We start from the raw sequence: 16,628 nt of genomic DNA on the forward strand, positions 1-16,628 counted from the left end.
CCGCCCGCAAAAGGCGGCGCCGGTCATTTCCGTCTCAATGCTTACTTGGCGGCGGCAAGGCCCGGATCGCCCTGTTTTTCGAAAGTCTGGACTTCCTTGTTGTAATAATTGCCGTCATCGCCCTTGGAGACTTCGCGCAGGTAGATGTTCTGCGTGATGTGACGGCTCTGCGGATCGATGCTGACAGGGCCGCGCGGGCTTGTCCAGGAAAGACCCTTCACCGCCTCGACAGCCTTTTCCGCATCCTGTTTGCCGCCGGTCGCCTCGATCATCTTGGTGATGACATACATGCCGTCAAACGCGCCGACTGCGGGGAAGGACAGTTCCTTCTGATTGCCAATGGCCTTGGTTGCGGCCTCCACGAAGTTCTTGTTTTCGGGTGAATCGTGGGAGACGGCATAGTGGAAGGTAGTCTGCATGCCGAGCGCTGCTTCGCCAAGGGCCGGCAGATCCGATTCCTGTGTAAGATCGCCCGGCGCGAAAAGCTTGATGCCTGATGATTTCAGGCCGTTGTCGTTGAAGGCCTTCACGAAGCCGAGCGTCGTCGGGCCGGAGGGCAGGAAGGCGAAGACGCCTTGTGCGCCGGAATCCTTCACGCGCTGCATGATGGGGCTGAAATCATTGGTGGAAAGCGGCATGCGAATGCTTTCCACAACTTCGCCGCCAGCGGCGGTGAAGGCTGCCTTGAAGGCGTTCTCCGCGTCAACGCCCGGGCCGTAATCGCTGACCAGCGAAATAACCTTCTTGACGCCGCCATCGAAAGCCACCTTGGCGATGGGCGTGGATGTCTGCCATGTCGTGAACGAGGTGCGCACCACGTAGGGGCTTTTGGTAACGATGGCCGATGTGGCCGCATTCATGATGACCATGGGCACATTGCCTTGTTTCAGCAGTGGCGTAACCGCCATGGCGTCGGGCGTAAAATAGAAGCCCGCGAGATATTGCACGCCTTCCTTTACAACCAGCTCCTGCGCCAACGCCTTGGATTGCGCCGGATCGGCCTGCGGCACATCGCGGTAGACGACTTCGACAGTGTCATTGCCCACCTTGTTGCCGTGAAGCGAAAACCAGGCGTCTATGCCAGCCTTGAAGTTCTTGCCCTGCAGCGCGAAGGGGCCGGAGAACGGGCCGACCACGCCGACCTTGATCGTCTCGGCATAGGCAACGGAACTGAAGCAGATGGCCGCGATTGCGGCGGTGATCCGTAATTTCATGATTTCCTCCCAATTGATCCGTGGCTCCCTCCACCGATCCAGCCAGTCAAACTGGTAAGTGCGATGGCCAAAGTAAAATGAAAAAAAGGGGGCAATAAATAACCTGATGGTTATGGATCGCCGCCTTATCCGGTTCTGCCCGATATTGGATCATACAATATGGATAGTCTGGCGATTCTCAATTGCCGCAGCCGCTGCAGCCATCACGAATGGTCCCGTTTCAGCATGCTGCTTCCAAATGTCGCCGTTATGAAAAATGCCCTGCGCCACGCGGCCGGAAAATGACGATAATATGCACGTAATCCCGGTGCCTTAACCAGTTCTAAGGGGATTGTCCGTAGTCTCCCGAAGCATATTTTGAATTTCATTTGGTGTCTTGATGGGCGAATACCAGAATAAAGCCGTTGATCTTATGCGGAATCGCGTTGGCGACAGTATACTCAACAACAAGATCGAGCGCCGCGAAGCTTTTCTCCGCAAGGCGCTGGCGCTGTATCACGTCATGGGCGGCGAGGCGGATGGCATGCGCGCCGCGGTGGAAGATGTTGTGCACCTGCCGAAGCCGAGCGTCGATGTCGCTGTTGGCGACGTGATGCATGAACTGGCAGCAATCGGTCACGTCGCCGATCTCGATATTATCCAGGCCGGATATAACAAACTTGATGCCGCCAATCTGCATATTTTGAGCAAGGGCAAGCGGCTTTTGCAGAAGCAGCAGGAAAAGAAGCTTGCCGCCACGGCTGAGAAGTAAGCCGTACAAGGGCAACTGAGGGTGATGACAAAGCTCCCTCACACCCGGCGTCATCGCTGGATTGCCCCAAGGATCCAATCACGTCCAACTAGACCAAGACGTTGCAGCTGCTCCGGACAAGCCCAAGCATGACGGACGAGGGCTTCGGGACTTCGTCATCATTCTGATGCCCCCAATCGGGGGCGCTTCGAAATCAGGCAACGTCCGCGACGAAAATATCCTGCCAGGCGTCGTAAGCGGAAAGAACCGTTTCCATCTGCGCCGTGTGGCCGGTGATGAAGTCATCGCCGTAGATCGTCTCATCAGGATATTCGGTAATCAGCGTCATCGGCACTGTGTGGCGGTCGTCGATGGACGACAGGCACGGGAAACCGTTGATGATGCGGAAACCGGTTTCACCGGCGTGAATCTCATAAAGCGCGATCTGGCGGTTGTTGTAATCCAGCAGGCCCGGAATGGCGCCGAGATGGCGGGTAACCCGGTCGAGCAGGGCTTCCGCTTGCTTTTCCCAATCCGCATGGTGGCGGATGATGAGGAAGAAACCCTTCGGCAGCGTCCACATGGCGAAATTGCGCGGCACATAACCGGAAAGCGGACGGGTCCATTCGTGCGAGGGATAACCGTGCAGGTTCACATGCAGGCTCGCGCCGCTCATCTCCTGCGCGCTGAAACGGATTGCCTTCTCGTTGAGATGGACGCCCGAATTTTCCCGCGTGCGATATTCGAGATCGTCGCCGAGCGCCGTGTACCGCGCCGCATGGTGCATGTGGCGTGGATTGTCGGCGCGCAGGCGCTGGTGCAGGGCATAACCATCAGGGTTTTCCAGCGGCGAAATGGTGAAATGCGCGCCCTGTCTTTCCGCAAGTTTGCGGGCGGCGCGGACGGCGCCAACGATGCCGGTGGTTTCATTGGGATGCTGGCCGCCGCTGATCATCACGGCGGCATCGCTGCCCGCGACATAACGGGCGGCAAGAACGCGGCCCGACCGCGAGTGGGCCTCGAACGCCTCGCCGCCGATCTCGGCAAGCATCCGCGCGATCTGACCCGCCGCCACCGGTTCGCGGGCCTCGTCGATCCGCTGTTCGCCGCCATCCAGGAAAGTGGTGGTGAGTGCACGGGTCTCGATGCGGACCGAAACGTCGCCGTTGCTTTTGACGACTTCCGGAACGATCTGGCCGGGTTTCAGGCCCCGGTCGCCCAGCGGCCGGCCGGATTTCTTCTGGAAGAATTCCAGGAGGGAGAAATAGAAATCCTCGTGCAGCGCTTCACGCAGGCTGATCACCTCGTCCCCGACCGGCAGCGCCATGTCTTCGGACGGGTGCGTGACGTGAATGTTCAATTCCTCGAAATAGGGTTCCTCATCGCCCCAGCCGTGGTTGGCGACGGCATTGATTGCCGCTTCGAAAAGCTGCTCGTAATCCGTCTCCAGCCGCTCGCCCGTAGCGTCACCGGCCGGACGGAACCAGCCGGTTGGCGAGACATTGGTTTCGCCGACGATATCGGTATGAACCCGGTTGGGAGCGAGAACCTTCAGGGTTTCCTTCTTGCCGTTGCGGCTCAGCGTAACGTCATAATGAAGGGCGTCGTCGTCGCGGGCGATAAAATCGATCTTCGCGTCGCCGGCTAGTGCCGCCAGCGGATAGGCCTCCAGCCGGAAACGATTGGCGGGTGCATTGGCGTGCACCGGGTAATGCACCTCGATGGCATCGACGCCACCAAGATTGATCTCTTCCAGAAAGGTGAAGAGAAGCGGTTTGTAGGCGCTGCGGATGCGGGCACTGACGCCTTTTTTCTTCAGCCTTTCTTCGGCCTCGCGGCGGCTTTTGGCGTCATCGAACGTCCATGCCTCGAAGGACTGGCCGGGCGCGGAGTTGGCGAGAAGCACATCCAGAGTACGCTTGAAGGTCTGGTCGAAAATCTGGCTCATCACGATCACCTTGAGGTTCTGCCGGTGGGGTCGAGGCTGTCGCGCAGCCAGTCACCGAGAAGGTTGAGGCCAAGCACGGTCAGAAGGATGGCAAGACCGGGGAAGACGCTGACCCACCATGCCGTTTGCAGATAGGTGCGGCCATCCGCCAGCATGCCGCCCCAGCTCGGAATGGTCGGATCGACACCGAGGCCGAGGAAGGTGAGGCTGCTTTCCAGCAGGATGTTGTTGGCGACGTTGAGCGTCATCAGCACGATGACCGGGCCGATCAGGTTCGGCAGAAGGTGCTGGAGGATGATGCGCCAGTCCTTCACGCCAATGGCGCGGGCGGACAGGATGAATTCCCGTTCCCGCAGCGTCAGCACCGAGCCGCGCACCAGACGGGCATATTGTACCCATTGCGAGACGATCAGGAGGATGATGGTGTTGGTGAGGCTACCGCCAACAATTGCGATGAAGGTGATGGCCAAGAGAATGAAGGGCATGGCGAGCTGTATATCGGCAAAGCGCATGACCAGCATGTCCCAGAAGCCGCGATAATAACCGGCGACCAGGCCGACGATCACGCCGAAGACCACGGCCCCGATCACCGAGGTGAAACCGACGAGCAGCGAAATCTTGCCGCCGGCCACGACACGGGCCAGTACGTCACGGCCGAGCGGATCGGTGCCGAGCGGATGGGCGGCGCTAGTGAAGGGCTTGGCAAGGCGCGCCATCAGGTCGATCTTTTCGGCACCGCCCGGAAACAGCACGTCGGAAAGAAGAACGGCAAGGCAGATGACGACGGTAAGCAGGGCGCCGAGGATGAATTCGAGATTGTTGAAGCGCGACAGGCGCGAGGTTTTAGCAGCCATCGTCAATTACTCCGTGCGGATGCGCGGATCGACCAGCCCGTAGGCGATATCGACCAGAAGGTTGATGCCGACGATCATCAGCGACAGCACGGTGATGACGGCCTGAAGCACGGGATAGTCGCGCGCGCCCACCGCATCGAAGGCGAGCGTGCCGAGACCCGGCCAGTTGAAGACGCGCTCGATGACGACGATGCCGCCGAGAAGTCCGCCGAATTGCAGGCCGAAATAGGTAATCAGCGGAATGGCGCAGTTACGTAGCGCATGCTTGTAAAGCACCTTGTTTTCGCTGAGGCCCTTGGCGCGCGCCACCATGACATATTGCGAGCGCAGCGTATCGAGCATGGCCGTGCGCACCAGGCGGACATTGGTAGCCGTCAGGATAACGCCCATGGTGACCGATGGCATGATGTAGCTTGCAAAGCCGCCCATGCCGCTTGGCGGCAGCCAGCCGAGCGTGATGGAGAAAAGCAGCACCAGCATGGTGGCCAGCCAGAAATTGGGGAATGACAGGCCGACGAGCGAGAAGATACGGATCACCTGATCGGCCGTCTTGCCGCGCGAGGTCGCGGCCTTGATGCCGAGCGGAATGGAAAGCGCAATCGACACCGCCATGGAGATGAAGGCGAGAAGCAGCGTGGCGGGCAGGGCATCGGCGATGAGCCGCGATACCGGCGTGCTGCCAGTGAAGCTGCGGCCGAAATCGAGCGTAACCAGGCCTTTCAGGAAGCTGAAATATTGCACGAAGAACGGCCGGTCGGTTCCAAGCGCCGCACGAATGCGCGCCAGATCGTCTTCCGTCATGCTGCCGCCGCCCTGGAACATGGTGACAGCCGGATCGCCCGTCAGGCGGATGGCGAAGGAAACGAGAAGGGTGATGGCGATGACGACGAAAATCGCCTGCAGCAATCGCTTGATGAGGAAACCGGCCACGTTTTTTACCTTGAAGAGAGACCCGACCTTGCCCGCGGGATGGCGGGCAAGGCGCTTTTAGGGAGGATAAGCCTGATTATTCGACGGTGACGTCGGTCAGCTTCAGGCGGTTATCCGGCGGTGCCACGAAACCCTTGACCCGCTTGTTGATGCCGTAAATGGCATTGGTGTTGTAAAGCGGAATTTCCAGCGCGCGCTCAGCGGCATATGCGCCGACTTGCTTGAGGATCTTTTCGCGCTCGGCTCGGTCAGTCAGCGGGCGCTGCGATTCCAGCAGCTTGTCCAGCTTCTCGTCCTTGTCGTAAGGATTCCACTTTTCACCCGAGTGGTACATGGAATAGGCCGTGTTGTCGTAATCGAAGGTCCAGCCGCCCCACTTCTGCTGGAACATGGCGCCGGTCTTGCCCTGCGGGATGATGTCGTTCAGGAGAACGTTGGTCTCATAGGGCTTGATGGTGGCGGTGATGCCGACCATGGACAGATAGCTGGAGATGACCTGCGCGACTTCGTTCATCGTCGCATCGTTGCCTCTGATATCGATCTGCAGCGCCGCACCCGGCTTGACGCCGGCTTCCGCGAGCAGCTTCTTTGCGCCTTCCAGATCATAAGGCAGCGGCTTCAGATCGGCGTCGTAACCGAAGGACAGCGCGCTCTGGAAGCTGGCGATTTCCGAGGCCTGACCGGCAAGGATCGACTTGACGATCGTGCCGCGATCAACGGCCATGATGATGGCCTTGCGCACCTTGGGATCAGCGGTGATGCCGTCACGAGTGTTGAAACGCAGCGCATCCACCGTCGGGCCTGGAACGCTGACGATCTCCAGCTTGGAATCGCCTTCGATGACCGGGATCATGCCGATCGGGATGGTGGGCGGAATGACGAGATCGACGCGGCCGGCCTGCAATTCGGCAACTGCGGTCGCCGGCTCGGCGATGAAGCGGAATTCCAGTTCGGAGAGCTTCGGTGCGCCGCCCCAGTAATCCGGGTTGGCTTCCAGCTTGATGTTGGTCTTCGGCGCATAGGAGACGAATTTGAACGCGCCGGTGCCGACCGGGTTGAGGTTAAAGTTGTCCTCACCCTTTTCCTGAATGTATTTCGGCGGAACGATCATGCCGCCATAACCGGCAAGCTTGGTCAGAAGCACCGGATCGGGCGCCTTGAGCTTCATGTCGACGGTGTAGTCGTCGATGACGTCGACGCTTTCGATGGCGACATAGTTGGAGCGCTGCGGGCCCTTGGCACCCTGTTCGCCGAGAAGGCGCTCGAAGGTGAACTTGACGGCGGCGGCGTTGAAGGGCTCGCCATTATGGAACTTGACGTTCTGGCGCAGCTTGAAGCGGATGCGCTTGCCTTCATCCAGCTCTTCCCAGGATTCGGCAAGGCCGGGCACAAGTTTCAGGTCCGGACCGCGATAGGTCAGGCCATCGAAGATGTTGGTGGCTACAGCTGCCCATTGCACCAGGAAGGTGTCGATCGGATCCCAGCTGCCGGGGTCCTGCGGGCTGGAAATGGTCATCTTGCCAGCGGCGAAAGCCGGCGCTGCGGTGAAGGCCGTGCCGGCCAGCGCAAGCGCGACGAACGTTGCCGTCATCCCCTTTTTGATTTTTGTCATCTACCTGTTCCTCTTCAGATGGTTACGGTTTTGGTTATTGTTCAGGCACTCTTCGCGATGAAGTGGCCTGGATTGATTTCCTCATGGGCGAGAATGGCGGGCTCATCGCCGACGCGGCGCACGGGATTGGGAATTTCGCCCTCGATCATGGCGATGCGGCGCTCGATCAGGGGATCGGCAACCGGCACTGCGGAAAGCAGCCGGCGCGTATAATCATGCGTGGGCGTTTCGAAGACCTGCTGGCGGCTGCCCATTTCCATGATCTGGCCGAGATAAAGCACCGCGACGCGGTGGCTCATCTTTTCCACCACCGCCATGTCATGGCTGATGAACAGGTAAGCAAGACCACGTTCCGCCTGCAAATCCATGAACAGATTGATGATCTGCGCCTGGATGGAGACATCGAGCGCCGACAGCGCTTCATCGGCGATGATGAGCTTGGGATCGGAGGCGAGCGCGCGGGCAATGCAGACACGCTGCCGCTGGCCGCCCGAAAACTCGTGCGGATACCGCGATGCATGTTCCGAACTCAGACCCACCCGTTCCAGCAGCTCATCCACCCGGCGGCGCACCGCCTTGGCATCGTTGATCAGGCTGTGGGTATTGATCGGCTCGGCGATCGAGAAACCTACCGTCTTGCGCGGATCGAGCGAGGCGAAGGGGTCCTGGAAGATATATTGCACTTCCTGCCGCATGCGGAAACGTTCCGCTGCCGACATCTCAGAAAAGCTGCGGCCGTTGAAGGATATTTCGCCTGATACCGCCGATTGCAGCTGCTGGATTGTGCGGCCGATGGTGGATTTGCCCGAACCGGATTCACCGACCAGCGCCAGTGTCTCTCCGGCATGGATGTCGAAGCTGACCTTCTGCACGGCGCTGCAACGGTGCGTCGCCTTGCCGAACAGGTTCTTGCGAATATCGAAGCGAACGAACAGGTCGCGAACCGAAAGCAGCGGCTTCTCGTCGTATTTTGCGGTATTCTGCACCCGTTCCTCGCCCACCACGACCGGCTGGCCATCCTGCAGGACGGTGAGCGGAAGGCGCTTGGGAAACTCTTCGCCGGTCATGCTGCCGAGGCGCGGAACGGCGGAAAGCAGCGCCCGCGTATAGGGATGCTGCGGATTGGCGAAGATGTCCTTGACCGGGCCTTCCTCAACCTTCCTGCCTTTCCACATCACGACGACGTCATCGGCCATTTCCGCCACCACGCCCATGTCATGGGTGATGAAGACCATGCCCATGCCGAGCTTCTTTTGCAGGTCGCGCATGATGTTGAGGATCTGCGCCTGAATGGTGACATCAAGTGCCGTCGTCGGTTCGTCGGCGATCAGCAGCTTCGGCCGACAGGCAAGCGCCATGGCAATCATCACGCGCTGGCGCATGCCGCCGGAAAGCTGATGCGGATAACGGTGCAGAAGCTCGGCCGCATCCGGCAATCGCACCATGTCGAGCAACTTTTTTGCCTCGGCCATGGCCGCCGCCTTGCCCATTTTCTCGTGCAGGACAAGCACTTCGCAGATCTGGTCACCGATGGTGAAGACCGGGTTCAGCGACGTCATCGGCTCCTGGAAGATCATGGCGATCTCCTTGCCGCGGATCGACCGCATTTCCTTCTGCGATGCCTTCAGCAGATCCTTGCCTTCGAACATGATGCGACCGGCGGGGTAAGTCGCGCCCATCATATCCGCAAGACGCATGGTCGAGAGCGACGTGACCGATTTGCCCGATCCGGATTCGCCGACGATCGCCACCGTCCTGCCGGCTTCCACGGCAAAGGAAATATCGTCCACGACGCGGCTGTCGCCGAACTCAACGCTCAGGTTTTCAACCGAGAGGAGGGCGTTGCGGTTTGCGGCAGTCATGTCAGCGTCTCCGGCTTGGCATGCGCGGCAATGCCGGCGCGGCCATCTGAAATAGTGAGGGGGCAAGGGCGTGGGGCAGGCGCGCGGGATGAAACGCTGTGCCGGAGGATGGGAGTGTCAAAAAGAAAGCGCATGGCGTTTCAGGCGCGATGTAGATTGGCTGCTGCCGGTCGATACGGAAATTGCGACCTGGTCGAAGTGCTACGGGCGACCTCACCGGTGCCGGTAAAATGCCTGTTGCCAGTCTCAGAATCGATGATGCGCATGAACTTGTATTCCCCACCCCTTGTTTTACAAAAAAGCTAACAAAACAGGACAATCATGTCCAGAGTGTTGAACAATTTTTGTATACTGCTCTACAAATACGCAAGTGCTTTTATTTTGGGCGCGGGTGTGCCGAAGGGCCGGACCCCGATTAAGGGATGTTTTTAGTCTGTATTGAGGATGTATCGATTTCAGTGGTTGTGGGTGCCGCTGCCCGTGATACAGGCCGGACGAAGACCATTGAAAAAGGATACCGGGTATGACGAATAGAACGGGTGCGGTCAGGCTATCCGGCTTCCTCCGTTGCGCATCGGTGCAGGATGTCCAACTTGTGGAAAGCCATCTACCCGATCACATTCGCCTGACCAGAGCGGAGCCGGGCTGTATTTCTTTTGAGGTATCGCAGACCGAAGACCCCCTGATCTGGAGGGTGGAAGAGCTTTTTGTGGACCGCGCTGCTTTCGATTTTCATCAGCAGCGCACGCGCGCATCTAAGTGGTTTGTGGCCACCTCCGCCATTCCACGGGACTATGAGATAGTGACGCTGGCGTAAATAAAGACAGGCCGCAGCGGCATTCCTGCCGGCTGCGGCCTGTTTGGATTTTTGAAGCACCAGTGGACTGGTGTCTGCGCCTATTCCTTCGGCATGCCGATCGGTGGCGCAAGACGCCGCTGCGCAGCGATGCGGAAGGGGGCGTTCATCGCGCCATATCCGCCGTAGGCACCGCGCCTTTCGACGATTTCGAAGAAGAACCCTTCGCCGAAGGTGCGGCTGTAGATCTGGAAATATTCGCCGTTGTCGTCCCTGTCGTAGAGGATGCTTGCTTCCCGGAGTGCGTCGGAGAATTCCGGTTCCAGCCCGAAGCGGGCCTCCAGATCGTCATAATAATTGCGCGAGATCGGCAGGGCGTGAAAGCCGCGCGCATGCAGAGCCTTGGCGGTGGCGAAGATATCGTCCGTGGCGAACGCGATGTGCTGGATGCTGGTGCCGAAACCTTCCGCCAGAAATTTGCCGGCGAAGGTCTTTCGGTTGTCGGCGCCGTTCATGGTCAGGCGGAAACGCGGGGAGGGCACGCTTTCTATGGCCTGGCTGCGCACCAGACCGCCGGGATCGACCACATCCACCATCGGAGTGCGGCGCGTTGAAAACAGCGATGTGTAAAACAGAAGCCAGGTCAGCATTTCATCGTAATGCGTGGTTTGCGCAAGATGGTCGATGCGGGTCAATCCGGTATTGCCTGCCGGTGCCGTCGCATCTACCGGTGCGAATTCATTGTCCCAGATGGAGGCGAGCGCCGTGGACCCGTCGAGGAAATAGATGACGCCATTGCCCACGCCCTGAATGGCTGGAACCGCGACTTCGCCGGATTTGCGCGGTTCGGCGAATGTCGGCGCGCCCAGAGCTGCCGCACGCGCAAGCGCTGCCTGCGCATCATCGACCTTCAGGCCGAATGCATAGGCATTGGTGCCGTGGATGGAGTAGGATGCACCGGCGAAACTCTCACCGGTACCGCCGGTATTGATGACGATGCGAATGTCGCCCTGCGTGTAGAGATCGACATCGCGATTGCGGTGCCTCGCGGTTTTATCAAAACCAAGTGTGGCGAGCAGCGCTTCCAGATTGGCCTTTTCCTCCGGTGCCGTTGTGAACTCGACAAACTCCACGCCTTCCGTCTGCACCCGCTCAGGCATGGCGGGCGCCTCGATGCGGATGTCGGGCTCCAGACGGCGCACCTGATCCATGAGGTTGATGAGCGAACGATGGCCGTCCTCAGCCAAAAGGCGCGCCGAGCCACCGCGGAACTGGTCGTTGAAGATTTCGAGCGACAGCGGGCCGCTATAACCGGTTGCGGCGACAGCGCGCATGAAATCCACCACCGGCAGATCACCTTCGCCGGGCATGTTGCGGAAATGCCGGCTCCAGTACAACAGGTCCATGTCGATCAGCGGTGCGTCGGCCAATTGCACGATGAAGATCTTGTCGCCGGGAATGGAGCGGATGGAGTTGGGATCGATCTTGCGCGACAGCGTGTGGAAGCTGTCGAGGATGATACCGACATTGGGGTGATCGGCGCGGCGCACCACTTCCCACGCATCGCGATGATCGCTGATGTGCCGGCCCCAGGCCAGCGCCTCGTAACCCACGCGAACACCATGCCTGGCCGCAAGCTCGCCAAGCTCGTGGAAATCGGCGGCGGCGCGGTCTATTCCACCCAGCGACACCGGCGAGACATTCGAGCAGATCAGCATCAGATCGGTCCCGAGTTCGCCCATGATGTCGAATTTACGCCCTGCGCGCTCGAAGGCGCGGGCGCGGTGCGGTTCCGGCATGCCTTCGAAATCGCGGAACGGCTGGAAAAGCGTGATATCCAGCCCATGATCCGCCGCAAGGGCCCTAACCTCGCGCGGCGAGGCGTCGTAGGTCAGGAAATCGTTCTCGAAAATCTCCACGCCGGTGAAACCGGCTTTCGCAATGGCCGCCAGTTTCTCCGGGAATTCGCCGCTGATGGAGACGGTGGCGATGGAAGTACGCATTGGCACGCCCTGTTTGCCTGTGTCATAGCTCGCCATATTGCGTTCCTTTTCAGCGTTATGTACTAATTGGTTAATAATAGGGGTGCGGCGGCAAGCCGTATACCCTGCTGATGGATGGATCATGACAAAAAGCGCAACTTCGAACGGCACCAGCGAAACCCGGCAGGCGAAGCGCGATCCGGAAGGCGTGCGCCGAGACATTCTTTCCGTTGCGATGGAGGAGTTTTCGCAAAACGGCCTGTCGGGAGCGCGCATCGACGAGATCGCCGCCCGCACGCGCACGTCCAAGCGGATGATCTATTATTATTTTACCGACAAGGAAGGGCTTTACCAGCGCGTTCTTGAAGAAGCCTATGCCAAGGTGCGTGGCGGCGAGAGCGATCTGGAGCTGGATGGTCTGGAGCCGGTTGCGGCGCTCGAAAAGCTCTGTCGGTTCACTTTCGATCACCATCGCCGCAACCCGGCTTTCATCCGCATGGTGATGATCGAGAACATTCATCACGGCCGGCACATGCAATCGTCCGGAACGATCCGCCAGCTCAACCGGCCGGCCATCGATGCCCTGGAAAGCGTGCTGCTGCGCGGCCAGAAGAGCGGCATTTTCCGCAACGGCATCAATGCGCTGGAACTGCACTGGCAGATCAGCGCGCTGTCCTTTTTCAACGTCTCGAACGTCGCAACCTTCTCTTTCATCTTCGGCGACGGGCTGTTTACCGAGAAGGGTCAGCAAACATTGTCGCATCACGTCAGCGACATGGTGTTGCGATATGTGCTGAGCCCGGACCATATCACGAAGATCGGGAAAGACGGCCGATGAGGTGGCTGAGCGCCACCCCGTAACCTTCGATGCCGAGACCGGCGATCACGCCTTCGGCGCGCGTCGAGATATAGGAATGGTGGCGGAAGATCTCCCGTTTGTGGATGTTGGAAATGTGAACCTCGATCACCGGTGCCTCGAAGGTATTGAGTGCATCGAGGATCGCCACCGAGGTATGGGTAAAGGCACCGGGATTGATGACGATGCCTGCCGATGTGCCGCGCGCCGCATGGATCCAGTCTATCAGCTCGTATTCCCGGTTGCTCTGGGCAAAGAATATCTCGTGCCCCGCCGCCTCGGCAATCGCGCGGCAATTGGCCTCCACATCGGCCATCGTCTCGTAGCCGTAGATTTCCGGCTGGCGTTGGCCGAGCAGGTTGAGGTTCGGTCCGTTAAGTATGGTGAAAAGGCTCACGCCACACCCTCTTTCGTGCAAATTTCGGTAAAATGTGCCGTCATGCGCTCTGCATCAGGTTCACGGCCGCAGAACAGCCGAAACGCGCCAACAGCCTGAAACACCGTCATGCCGCCGCCGGGCAGGGTGCGACAGCCTTTTTGGGCCGCCGTCGCCAGAAGCTCGGTCACCAGCGGCATATAAACGATATCGGCCACCCAGTGCCGTTGTTCAAGGAGGTCGGCCTTGACCGGCATGCCGGGATGGGCGGGCATGCCCATCGGTGTGGCGTGGATCAACCCATCCGCGAAGGGCAGGGAATCTGCCGGGTCTTTCACGGCAAAGGCGTGGCCTTCGCCAAAACGGGCGTTGAGTTCGGCAGCCAGATGCTCGGCGCGGCTGAAATCGCGGTCGCAGATATCGAGATGGGTAATGCCGAGTTTCAGCGCCGCATGGGCCACCGCAACGCCTGCACCACCAGCACCGACCAGCAGCGCCCGGTCTCGTTTCGCATCCGGCAGGCCGCGCATGAAGCTCTCGTAAAATCCGTACCAGTCCGTATTGTGCCCAATGCGACGTCCGTCCTTGAAGACGACGGTGTTGACCGCGCCGAGCATGCGGGCATCATCAGACAATTCATGCAGGTGCGGAAGGACCGCCTGCTTGAAGGGATGGGTAATGTTGGTGCCGGCAAAGCCGCGCGATTCCAGCTCATTGAGCAGATCGGGAAGCGCGCTTTCCGGCAGCTTGCGCGCCACGACATCGACAAGCTCGTAGGAATAATCGAGGCCGTGGGCAGCCCCTTCGCGCATGTGCAGCGCGGGAGATTTGGAAAGCTGGATGTCGGCGCCAATCAGGCCGACCTTGAAGGATTTGGTGTCTGTCATGATCAGGTCATCGCTCATCGAACGTGGTGGGAGAGGCGGGGGTCATCCCCGCCTGCCTGTCGGCTCCGGGTGAGCCTTAGTGATGGGCGAGAATTTCGCCGAGGAATGTGCGGGTACGCTGGTGCTTGGGATCGCGGAAGAACTCGTCCGGCGGGCCTTCCTCGATGATTTCGCCTTCCGACATGAAGACCACACGGTCGGCAACCTGCCGGGCAAAGCCCATTTCATGGGTCACGCAGATCATTGTCATGCCGTCGCGGGCAAGACCGATCATCGTGTCGAGCACTTCCTTGACCATTTCCGGATCAAGCGCCGAAGTCGGCTCATCGAACAGCATGGCTTTCGGCTCCATGCAGAGCGCACGGGCAATCGCTGCGCGTTGCTGCTGGCCGCCGGAAAGCTGCGCCGGATATTTATCGGCCTGATTGAGAATGCGCACGCGCTCCAGATATTTGCGCGCGGTCGCTTCCGCATCGGCTTTCGACAGGCCCTTCACCCGCATGGGCGCCAGGGTGCAGTTTTCCATGATGGTCTTGTGCGGGAAGAGATTGAAGCTCTGGAACACCATGCCCACTTCACGCCGAACGGCATCGATGGCGCGGGTCGAATCCGAAAGCGTGGTTCCTTCGACCGTGATCTTGCCCTCCTGGATTTCTTCCAAATGGTTGATGCAGCGGATAAGGGTGGATTTTCCTGAACCGGACGGGCCGCAAAGAACGATTTTTTCGCCTTTGCGAACCGTCATGTTGACGCCTTTCAGCGCATGGAAGGCTCCATACCACTTTCCAACCCCTTCAAGGGCGATCAGCGGAGCCTGTGCGGCGGAGGATTGCGACATGGAACTTTCCTTCATGCTGGGAAGCAGCGTTAGTTAACGGTGTAGGGAATGTCAGGAAGCGAGGCCGGGAAGTCCGGAACCGGGCGCTTCATCCATTTGGCATAGACTTTTGCGAGCTCGCCATTGGCCTTGGCTTTGTCGAGCCAAGCGTTGAGTGCCTCGTTCCAGTCCTTTTCACCGGGGCGCGTGGCGGCGCTGTTGTAGAGGGTCACGAGGTCGAACTTCACCTCGTAATCCTTGCCGCCAGCCGCTGCGAGACGGTCACCATAAAACTGGTTGCCGCCGATTGCCTCGATCTGGCCCGACAGGATCGCCTGAATGGTGGCGGCGTCATCGTCGAAACGCAGAATTTTTGCCTTGGTACCGGCACCTGCGGTCAACGCCGTGTCCATCGGACTGGATTTCGGCGCGCCGACGGTCATTCCCGTGAGATCGTCGAAGTTGGCGATCTTCTTGTCCTTGGTGGCATAGACCGACATGACGTTATGCGCGTAAGGCTGCGCATATTGTACGTTTTTCGCGCGTTCCGGCGTCATCCCCATCGACGCGAACAGGGCATCGACCTTTCCGGTGCGAAGCGACGGGATGCGGTTGGCGACTGCAAGCGGTACGAACTCCACTTTCAGTCCAAGATAGTCCGCAAACCCGCGGGCCAAATCCGCATCATAACCTTCCTGAACACCAGAGGAATTTATGAAGCCCCAGGGCGCGTTGTCGCCCTGAATGCCGATGATGATCTTGCCGCTGGACTTTGCTTCTTCAAGTGTTCTGGCTTCTGCGCCTGCGGGTGTCAGGATTGGCAGCAAAGCTGCTGCCAATCCGACGGCGATGGCTGTTCGCCAACGCGTCTGTTTGTTAAAGATTCCCATTGGTTACTCCTCCCAATCCAGCCTCTTCCGGTCTTCACTTCACGGTGAAAGGAATATCCGGCAGGCTTTCCGGGAAAGCGGGAACTTCGCGCTTCATCCACTTGTCGTAGATCTTGGCAAGCTGGCCATCCGACTTGATCTTGTCGAGGAAGGCGTTGACGGTCTCGTTCCAGTCCTTTTCACCCGGACGGGTGCCGGCGCCGTTGTAAAGCGTCGTCAGGTCGAACTTCGGCTCGTATTTGCCGTTGGCAGCCTGATTGAGGCGGTCGCCATAAAACTGGTTGCCACCGACAACCTCGACCTGGCCGGAAATCAGCGCCTGAATGTTGGCGGCATCGTCGTCAAAGCGCAGGATCTTGGCCTTGGAGCCTGCACCTGCCGTGATCGCCGTGTCCATGGCGCTGGACTTCGGAACGCCGACGGAAACGCCGGTCAGATCGTCATAGTTGCCGATCTTCTTGTCCTTGGGGCCGTAGACGGAAAGCACGTTACCGGCATAGGGCTTGGAATACTGGATGGTCTTGGCGCGCTCGGCGGTCATGCCCATGGTTGCGAACAGCAGGTCGACCTTGCCCGTCAGAAGGGCCGGAATGCGGTTTGCCACGGCAAGCGGTACGAATTCGACCTTGACGCCGAGATATTCGGCAAACGCCTTGCCGATATCGGCATCGAGGCCGTCCTGAACGCCGCTCGAATTGACGAAGCCCCATGGCGAATTGTCGCCCTGAATGCCGATTACGACCTTGCCCTTGGCCTTGGCCTCATCCACCGTGCCGGCGAAGGCGTCGACCGGTGCGATAAAGGGCAGGGCGACCGTTGCTGCGGCGAGCGCGAGCAGGGTGCGACGTGAGAATTTACCGTTGGATTTCATCTT

At 59.4% G+C, this 16,628-nt stretch carries 15 protein-coding genes; 3 read left to right on the forward strand and 12 right to left on the reverse strand.

Annotated elements, in window-relative coordinates; genetic code table 11:
* Positions 1 to 41 precede the first annotated feature (41 nt).
* Entirely contained in the window at positions 42 to 1,214 is a 1,173-nt protein-coding gene (locus FB593_RS20630; protein WP_065688496.1) for an ABC transporter substrate-binding protein, read from the reverse strand.
* A 379-nt stretch (positions 1,215 to 1,593) separates the two neighbouring features.
* Between FB593_RS20630 and FB593_RS20635 the strand changes: the two genes are divergently transcribed.
* A complete protein-coding gene (locus tag FB593_RS20635) occupies positions 1,594 to 1,965 on the forward strand; it encodes a hypothetical protein (protein ID WP_019566989.1) in 372 nt (123 codons plus the stop codon).
* 193 nt (positions 1,966 to 2,158) lie between these two features.
* Here FB593_RS20635 and FB593_RS20640 read toward each other — a convergent pair whose 3' ends face one another.
* From FB593_RS20640 to FB593_RS20660, 5 genes are all read right to left on the reverse strand, one after another.
* On the reverse strand, positions 2,159 to 3,892 hold the full coding sequence (locus FB593_RS20640; RefSeq protein ID WP_111828794.1) for a M14 family metallopeptidase: 1,734 nt from the start codon (positions 3,890 to 3,892) through the stop codon (positions 2,159 to 2,161).
* Positions 3,893 to 3,897: 5 nt separating this feature from the next.
* Positions 3,898 to 4,746 carry an ABC transporter permease gene (locus FB593_RS20645; RefSeq protein ID WP_004430999.1) on the reverse strand — a complete coding sequence of 283 codons (849 nt, stop codon included), beginning with the start codon at positions 4,744 to 4,746 and terminating at the stop codon, positions 3,898 to 3,900.
* Positions 4,747 to 4,752: 6 nt separating this feature from the next.
* Positions 4,753 to 5,676 carry an ABC transporter permease gene (locus FB593_RS20650; protein WP_003499197.1) on the reverse strand — a complete coding sequence of 308 codons (924 nt, stop codon included), beginning with the start codon at positions 5,674 to 5,676 and terminating at the stop codon, positions 4,753 to 4,755.
* A gap of 76 nt (positions 5,677 to 5,752) precedes the next feature.
* The gene (locus FB593_RS20655; RefSeq protein WP_038495069.1) at positions 5,753 to 7,288 is read right to left on the reverse strand and encodes an ABC transporter substrate-binding protein; all 1,536 of its coding nucleotides are present in this window, start codon (positions 7,286 to 7,288) and stop codon (positions 5,753 to 5,755) included.
* Positions 7,289 to 7,329: 41 nt separating this feature from the next.
* Positions 7,330 to 9,150 (reverse strand): ABC transporter ATP-binding protein, encoded by a 1,821-nt coding sequence (locus FB593_RS20660; protein ID WP_145166871.1) that lies wholly within the window; start codon positions 9,148 to 9,150, stop codon positions 7,330 to 7,332.
* Between the two features lie 523 nt (positions 9,151 to 9,673).
* Here FB593_RS20660 and FB593_RS20665 point away from each other — a divergent pair.
* Complete coding sequence (locus tag FB593_RS20665) at positions 9,674 to 9,967, forward strand: putative quinol monooxygenase (protein WP_013762362.1); 294 nt, start codon at positions 9,674 to 9,676, stop codon at positions 9,965 to 9,967.
* Between the two features lie 80 nt (positions 9,968 to 10,047).
* On the opposite strand, the gene FB593_RS20670 is transcribed toward FB593_RS20665, so the two are convergent.
* Positions 10,048 to 11,949 carry a bifunctional sugar phosphate isomerase/epimerase/4-hydroxyphenylpyruvate dioxygenase family protein gene (locus FB593_RS20670; RefSeq protein WP_060642792.1) on the reverse strand — a complete coding sequence of 634 codons (1,902 nt, stop codon included), beginning with the start codon at positions 11,947 to 11,949 and terminating at the stop codon, positions 10,048 to 10,050.
* A 121-nt stretch (positions 11,950 to 12,070) separates the two neighbouring features.
* Between FB593_RS20670 and FB593_RS20675 the strand changes: the two genes are divergently transcribed.
* A complete protein-coding gene (locus tag FB593_RS20675) occupies positions 12,071 to 12,766 on the forward strand; it encodes a TetR/AcrR family transcriptional regulator (RefSeq protein WP_004431011.1) in 696 nt (231 codons plus the stop codon).
* Here the strand turns inward: FB593_RS20675 and aroQ are convergent.
* The 5 genes from aroQ to FB593_RS20700 are packed head-to-tail and all read right to left on the reverse strand — an operon-like array spanning position 12,738 to position 16,625.
* Entirely contained in the window at positions 12,738 to 13,181 is a 444-nt protein-coding gene (gene aroQ / locus FB593_RS20680; protein ID WP_004431014.1) for a type II 3-dehydroquinate dehydratase, read from the reverse strand. The two genes, FB593_RS20675 and aroQ, sit on opposite strands and share 29 nt — an antisense overlap.
* On the reverse strand, positions 13,178 to 14,065 hold the full coding sequence (locus FB593_RS20685; protein ID WP_013762364.1) for a shikimate dehydrogenase: 888 nt from the start codon (positions 14,063 to 14,065) through the stop codon (positions 13,178 to 13,180). The genes aroQ and FB593_RS20685 overlap by 4 nt, the downstream gene beginning before the upstream one ends.
* Positions 14,066 to 14,123: 58 nt before the next feature.
* On the reverse strand, positions 14,124 to 14,885 hold the full coding sequence (locus tag FB593_RS20690; RefSeq protein ID WP_004431018.1) for an amino acid ABC transporter ATP-binding protein: 762 nt from the start codon (positions 14,883 to 14,885) through the stop codon (positions 14,124 to 14,126).
* 29 nt (positions 14,886 to 14,914) lie between these two features.
* Positions 14,915 to 15,754, reverse strand: coding sequence for a transporter substrate-binding domain-containing protein (locus FB593_RS20695; protein WP_013762366.1), 840 nt, complete (start codon positions 15,752 to 15,754; stop codon positions 14,915 to 14,917).
* Positions 15,755 to 15,788: 34 nt separating this feature from the next.
* Entirely contained in the window at positions 15,789 to 16,625 is an 837-nt protein-coding gene (locus FB593_RS20700; RefSeq protein ID WP_004431022.1) for a transporter substrate-binding domain-containing protein, read from the reverse strand.
* Between the last annotated feature and the right edge of the window lie 3 nt (positions 16,626 to 16,628).

It is taken from the genome of Rhizobium sp. SJZ105 (genome assembly GCF_007828365.1).
In the GTDB taxonomy this organism is placed as follows: Bacteria; Pseudomonadota; Alphaproteobacteria; order Rhizobiales; family Rhizobiaceae; genus Agrobacterium; species Agrobacterium tumefaciens.

What these genes read in the sequence shown, in the direction of transcription:
- FB593_RS20630 (WP_065688496.1), bottom strand. Translation starts at nt 1,214, where the DNA reads ATGAAATTACGGATCACCGCCGCAATCGCGGCCATCTGCTTCAGTTCC.
- FB593_RS20635 (WP_019566989.1), top strand. Translation starts at nt 1,594, where the DNA reads ATGGGCGAATACCAGAATAAAGCCGTTGATCTTATGCGGAATCGCGTT.
- FB593_RS20640 (WP_111828794.1), bottom strand. Translation starts at nt 3,892, where the DNA reads ATGAGCCAGATTTTCGACCAGACCTTCAAGCGTACTCTGGATGTGCTT.
- FB593_RS20645 (WP_004430999.1), bottom strand. Translation starts at nt 4,746, where the DNA reads ATGGCTGCTAAAACCTCGCGCCTGTCGCGCTTCAACAATCTCGAATTC.
- FB593_RS20655 (WP_038495069.1), bottom strand. Translation starts at nt 7,288, where the DNA reads ATGACAAAAATCAAAAAGGGGATGACGGCAACGTTCGTCGCGCTTGCG.
- FB593_RS20660 (WP_145166871.1), bottom strand. Translation starts at nt 9,150, where the DNA reads ATGACTGCCGCAAACCGCAACGCCCTCCTCTCGGTTGAAAACCTGAGC.
- FB593_RS20665 (WP_013762362.1), top strand. Translation starts at nt 9,674, where the DNA reads ATGACGAATAGAACGGGTGCGGTCAGGCTATCCGGCTTCCTCCGTTGC.
- FB593_RS20670 (WP_060642792.1), bottom strand. Translation starts at nt 11,949, where the DNA reads ATGCGTACTTCCATCGCCACCGTCTCCATCAGCGGCGAATTCCCGGAG.
- FB593_RS20675 (WP_004431011.1), top strand. Translation starts at nt 12,071, where the DNA reads ATGACAAAAAGCGCAACTTCGAACGGCACCAGCGAAACCCGGCAGGCG.
- FB593_RS20685 (WP_013762364.1), bottom strand. Translation starts at nt 14,065, where the DNA reads ATGAGCGATGACCTGATCATGACAGACACCAAATCCTTCAAGGTCGGC.
- FB593_RS20690 (WP_004431018.1), bottom strand. Translation starts at nt 14,885, where the DNA reads ATGTCGCAATCCTCCGCCGCACAGGCTCCGCTGATCGCCCTTGAAGGG.
- FB593_RS20695 (WP_013762366.1), bottom strand. Translation starts at nt 15,754, where the DNA reads ATGGGAATCTTTAACAAACAGACGCGTTGGCGAACAGCCATCGCCGTC.
- FB593_RS20700 (WP_004431022.1), bottom strand. Translation starts at nt 16,625, where the DNA reads ATGAAATCCAACGGTAAATTCTCACGTCGCACCCTGCTCGCGCTCGCC.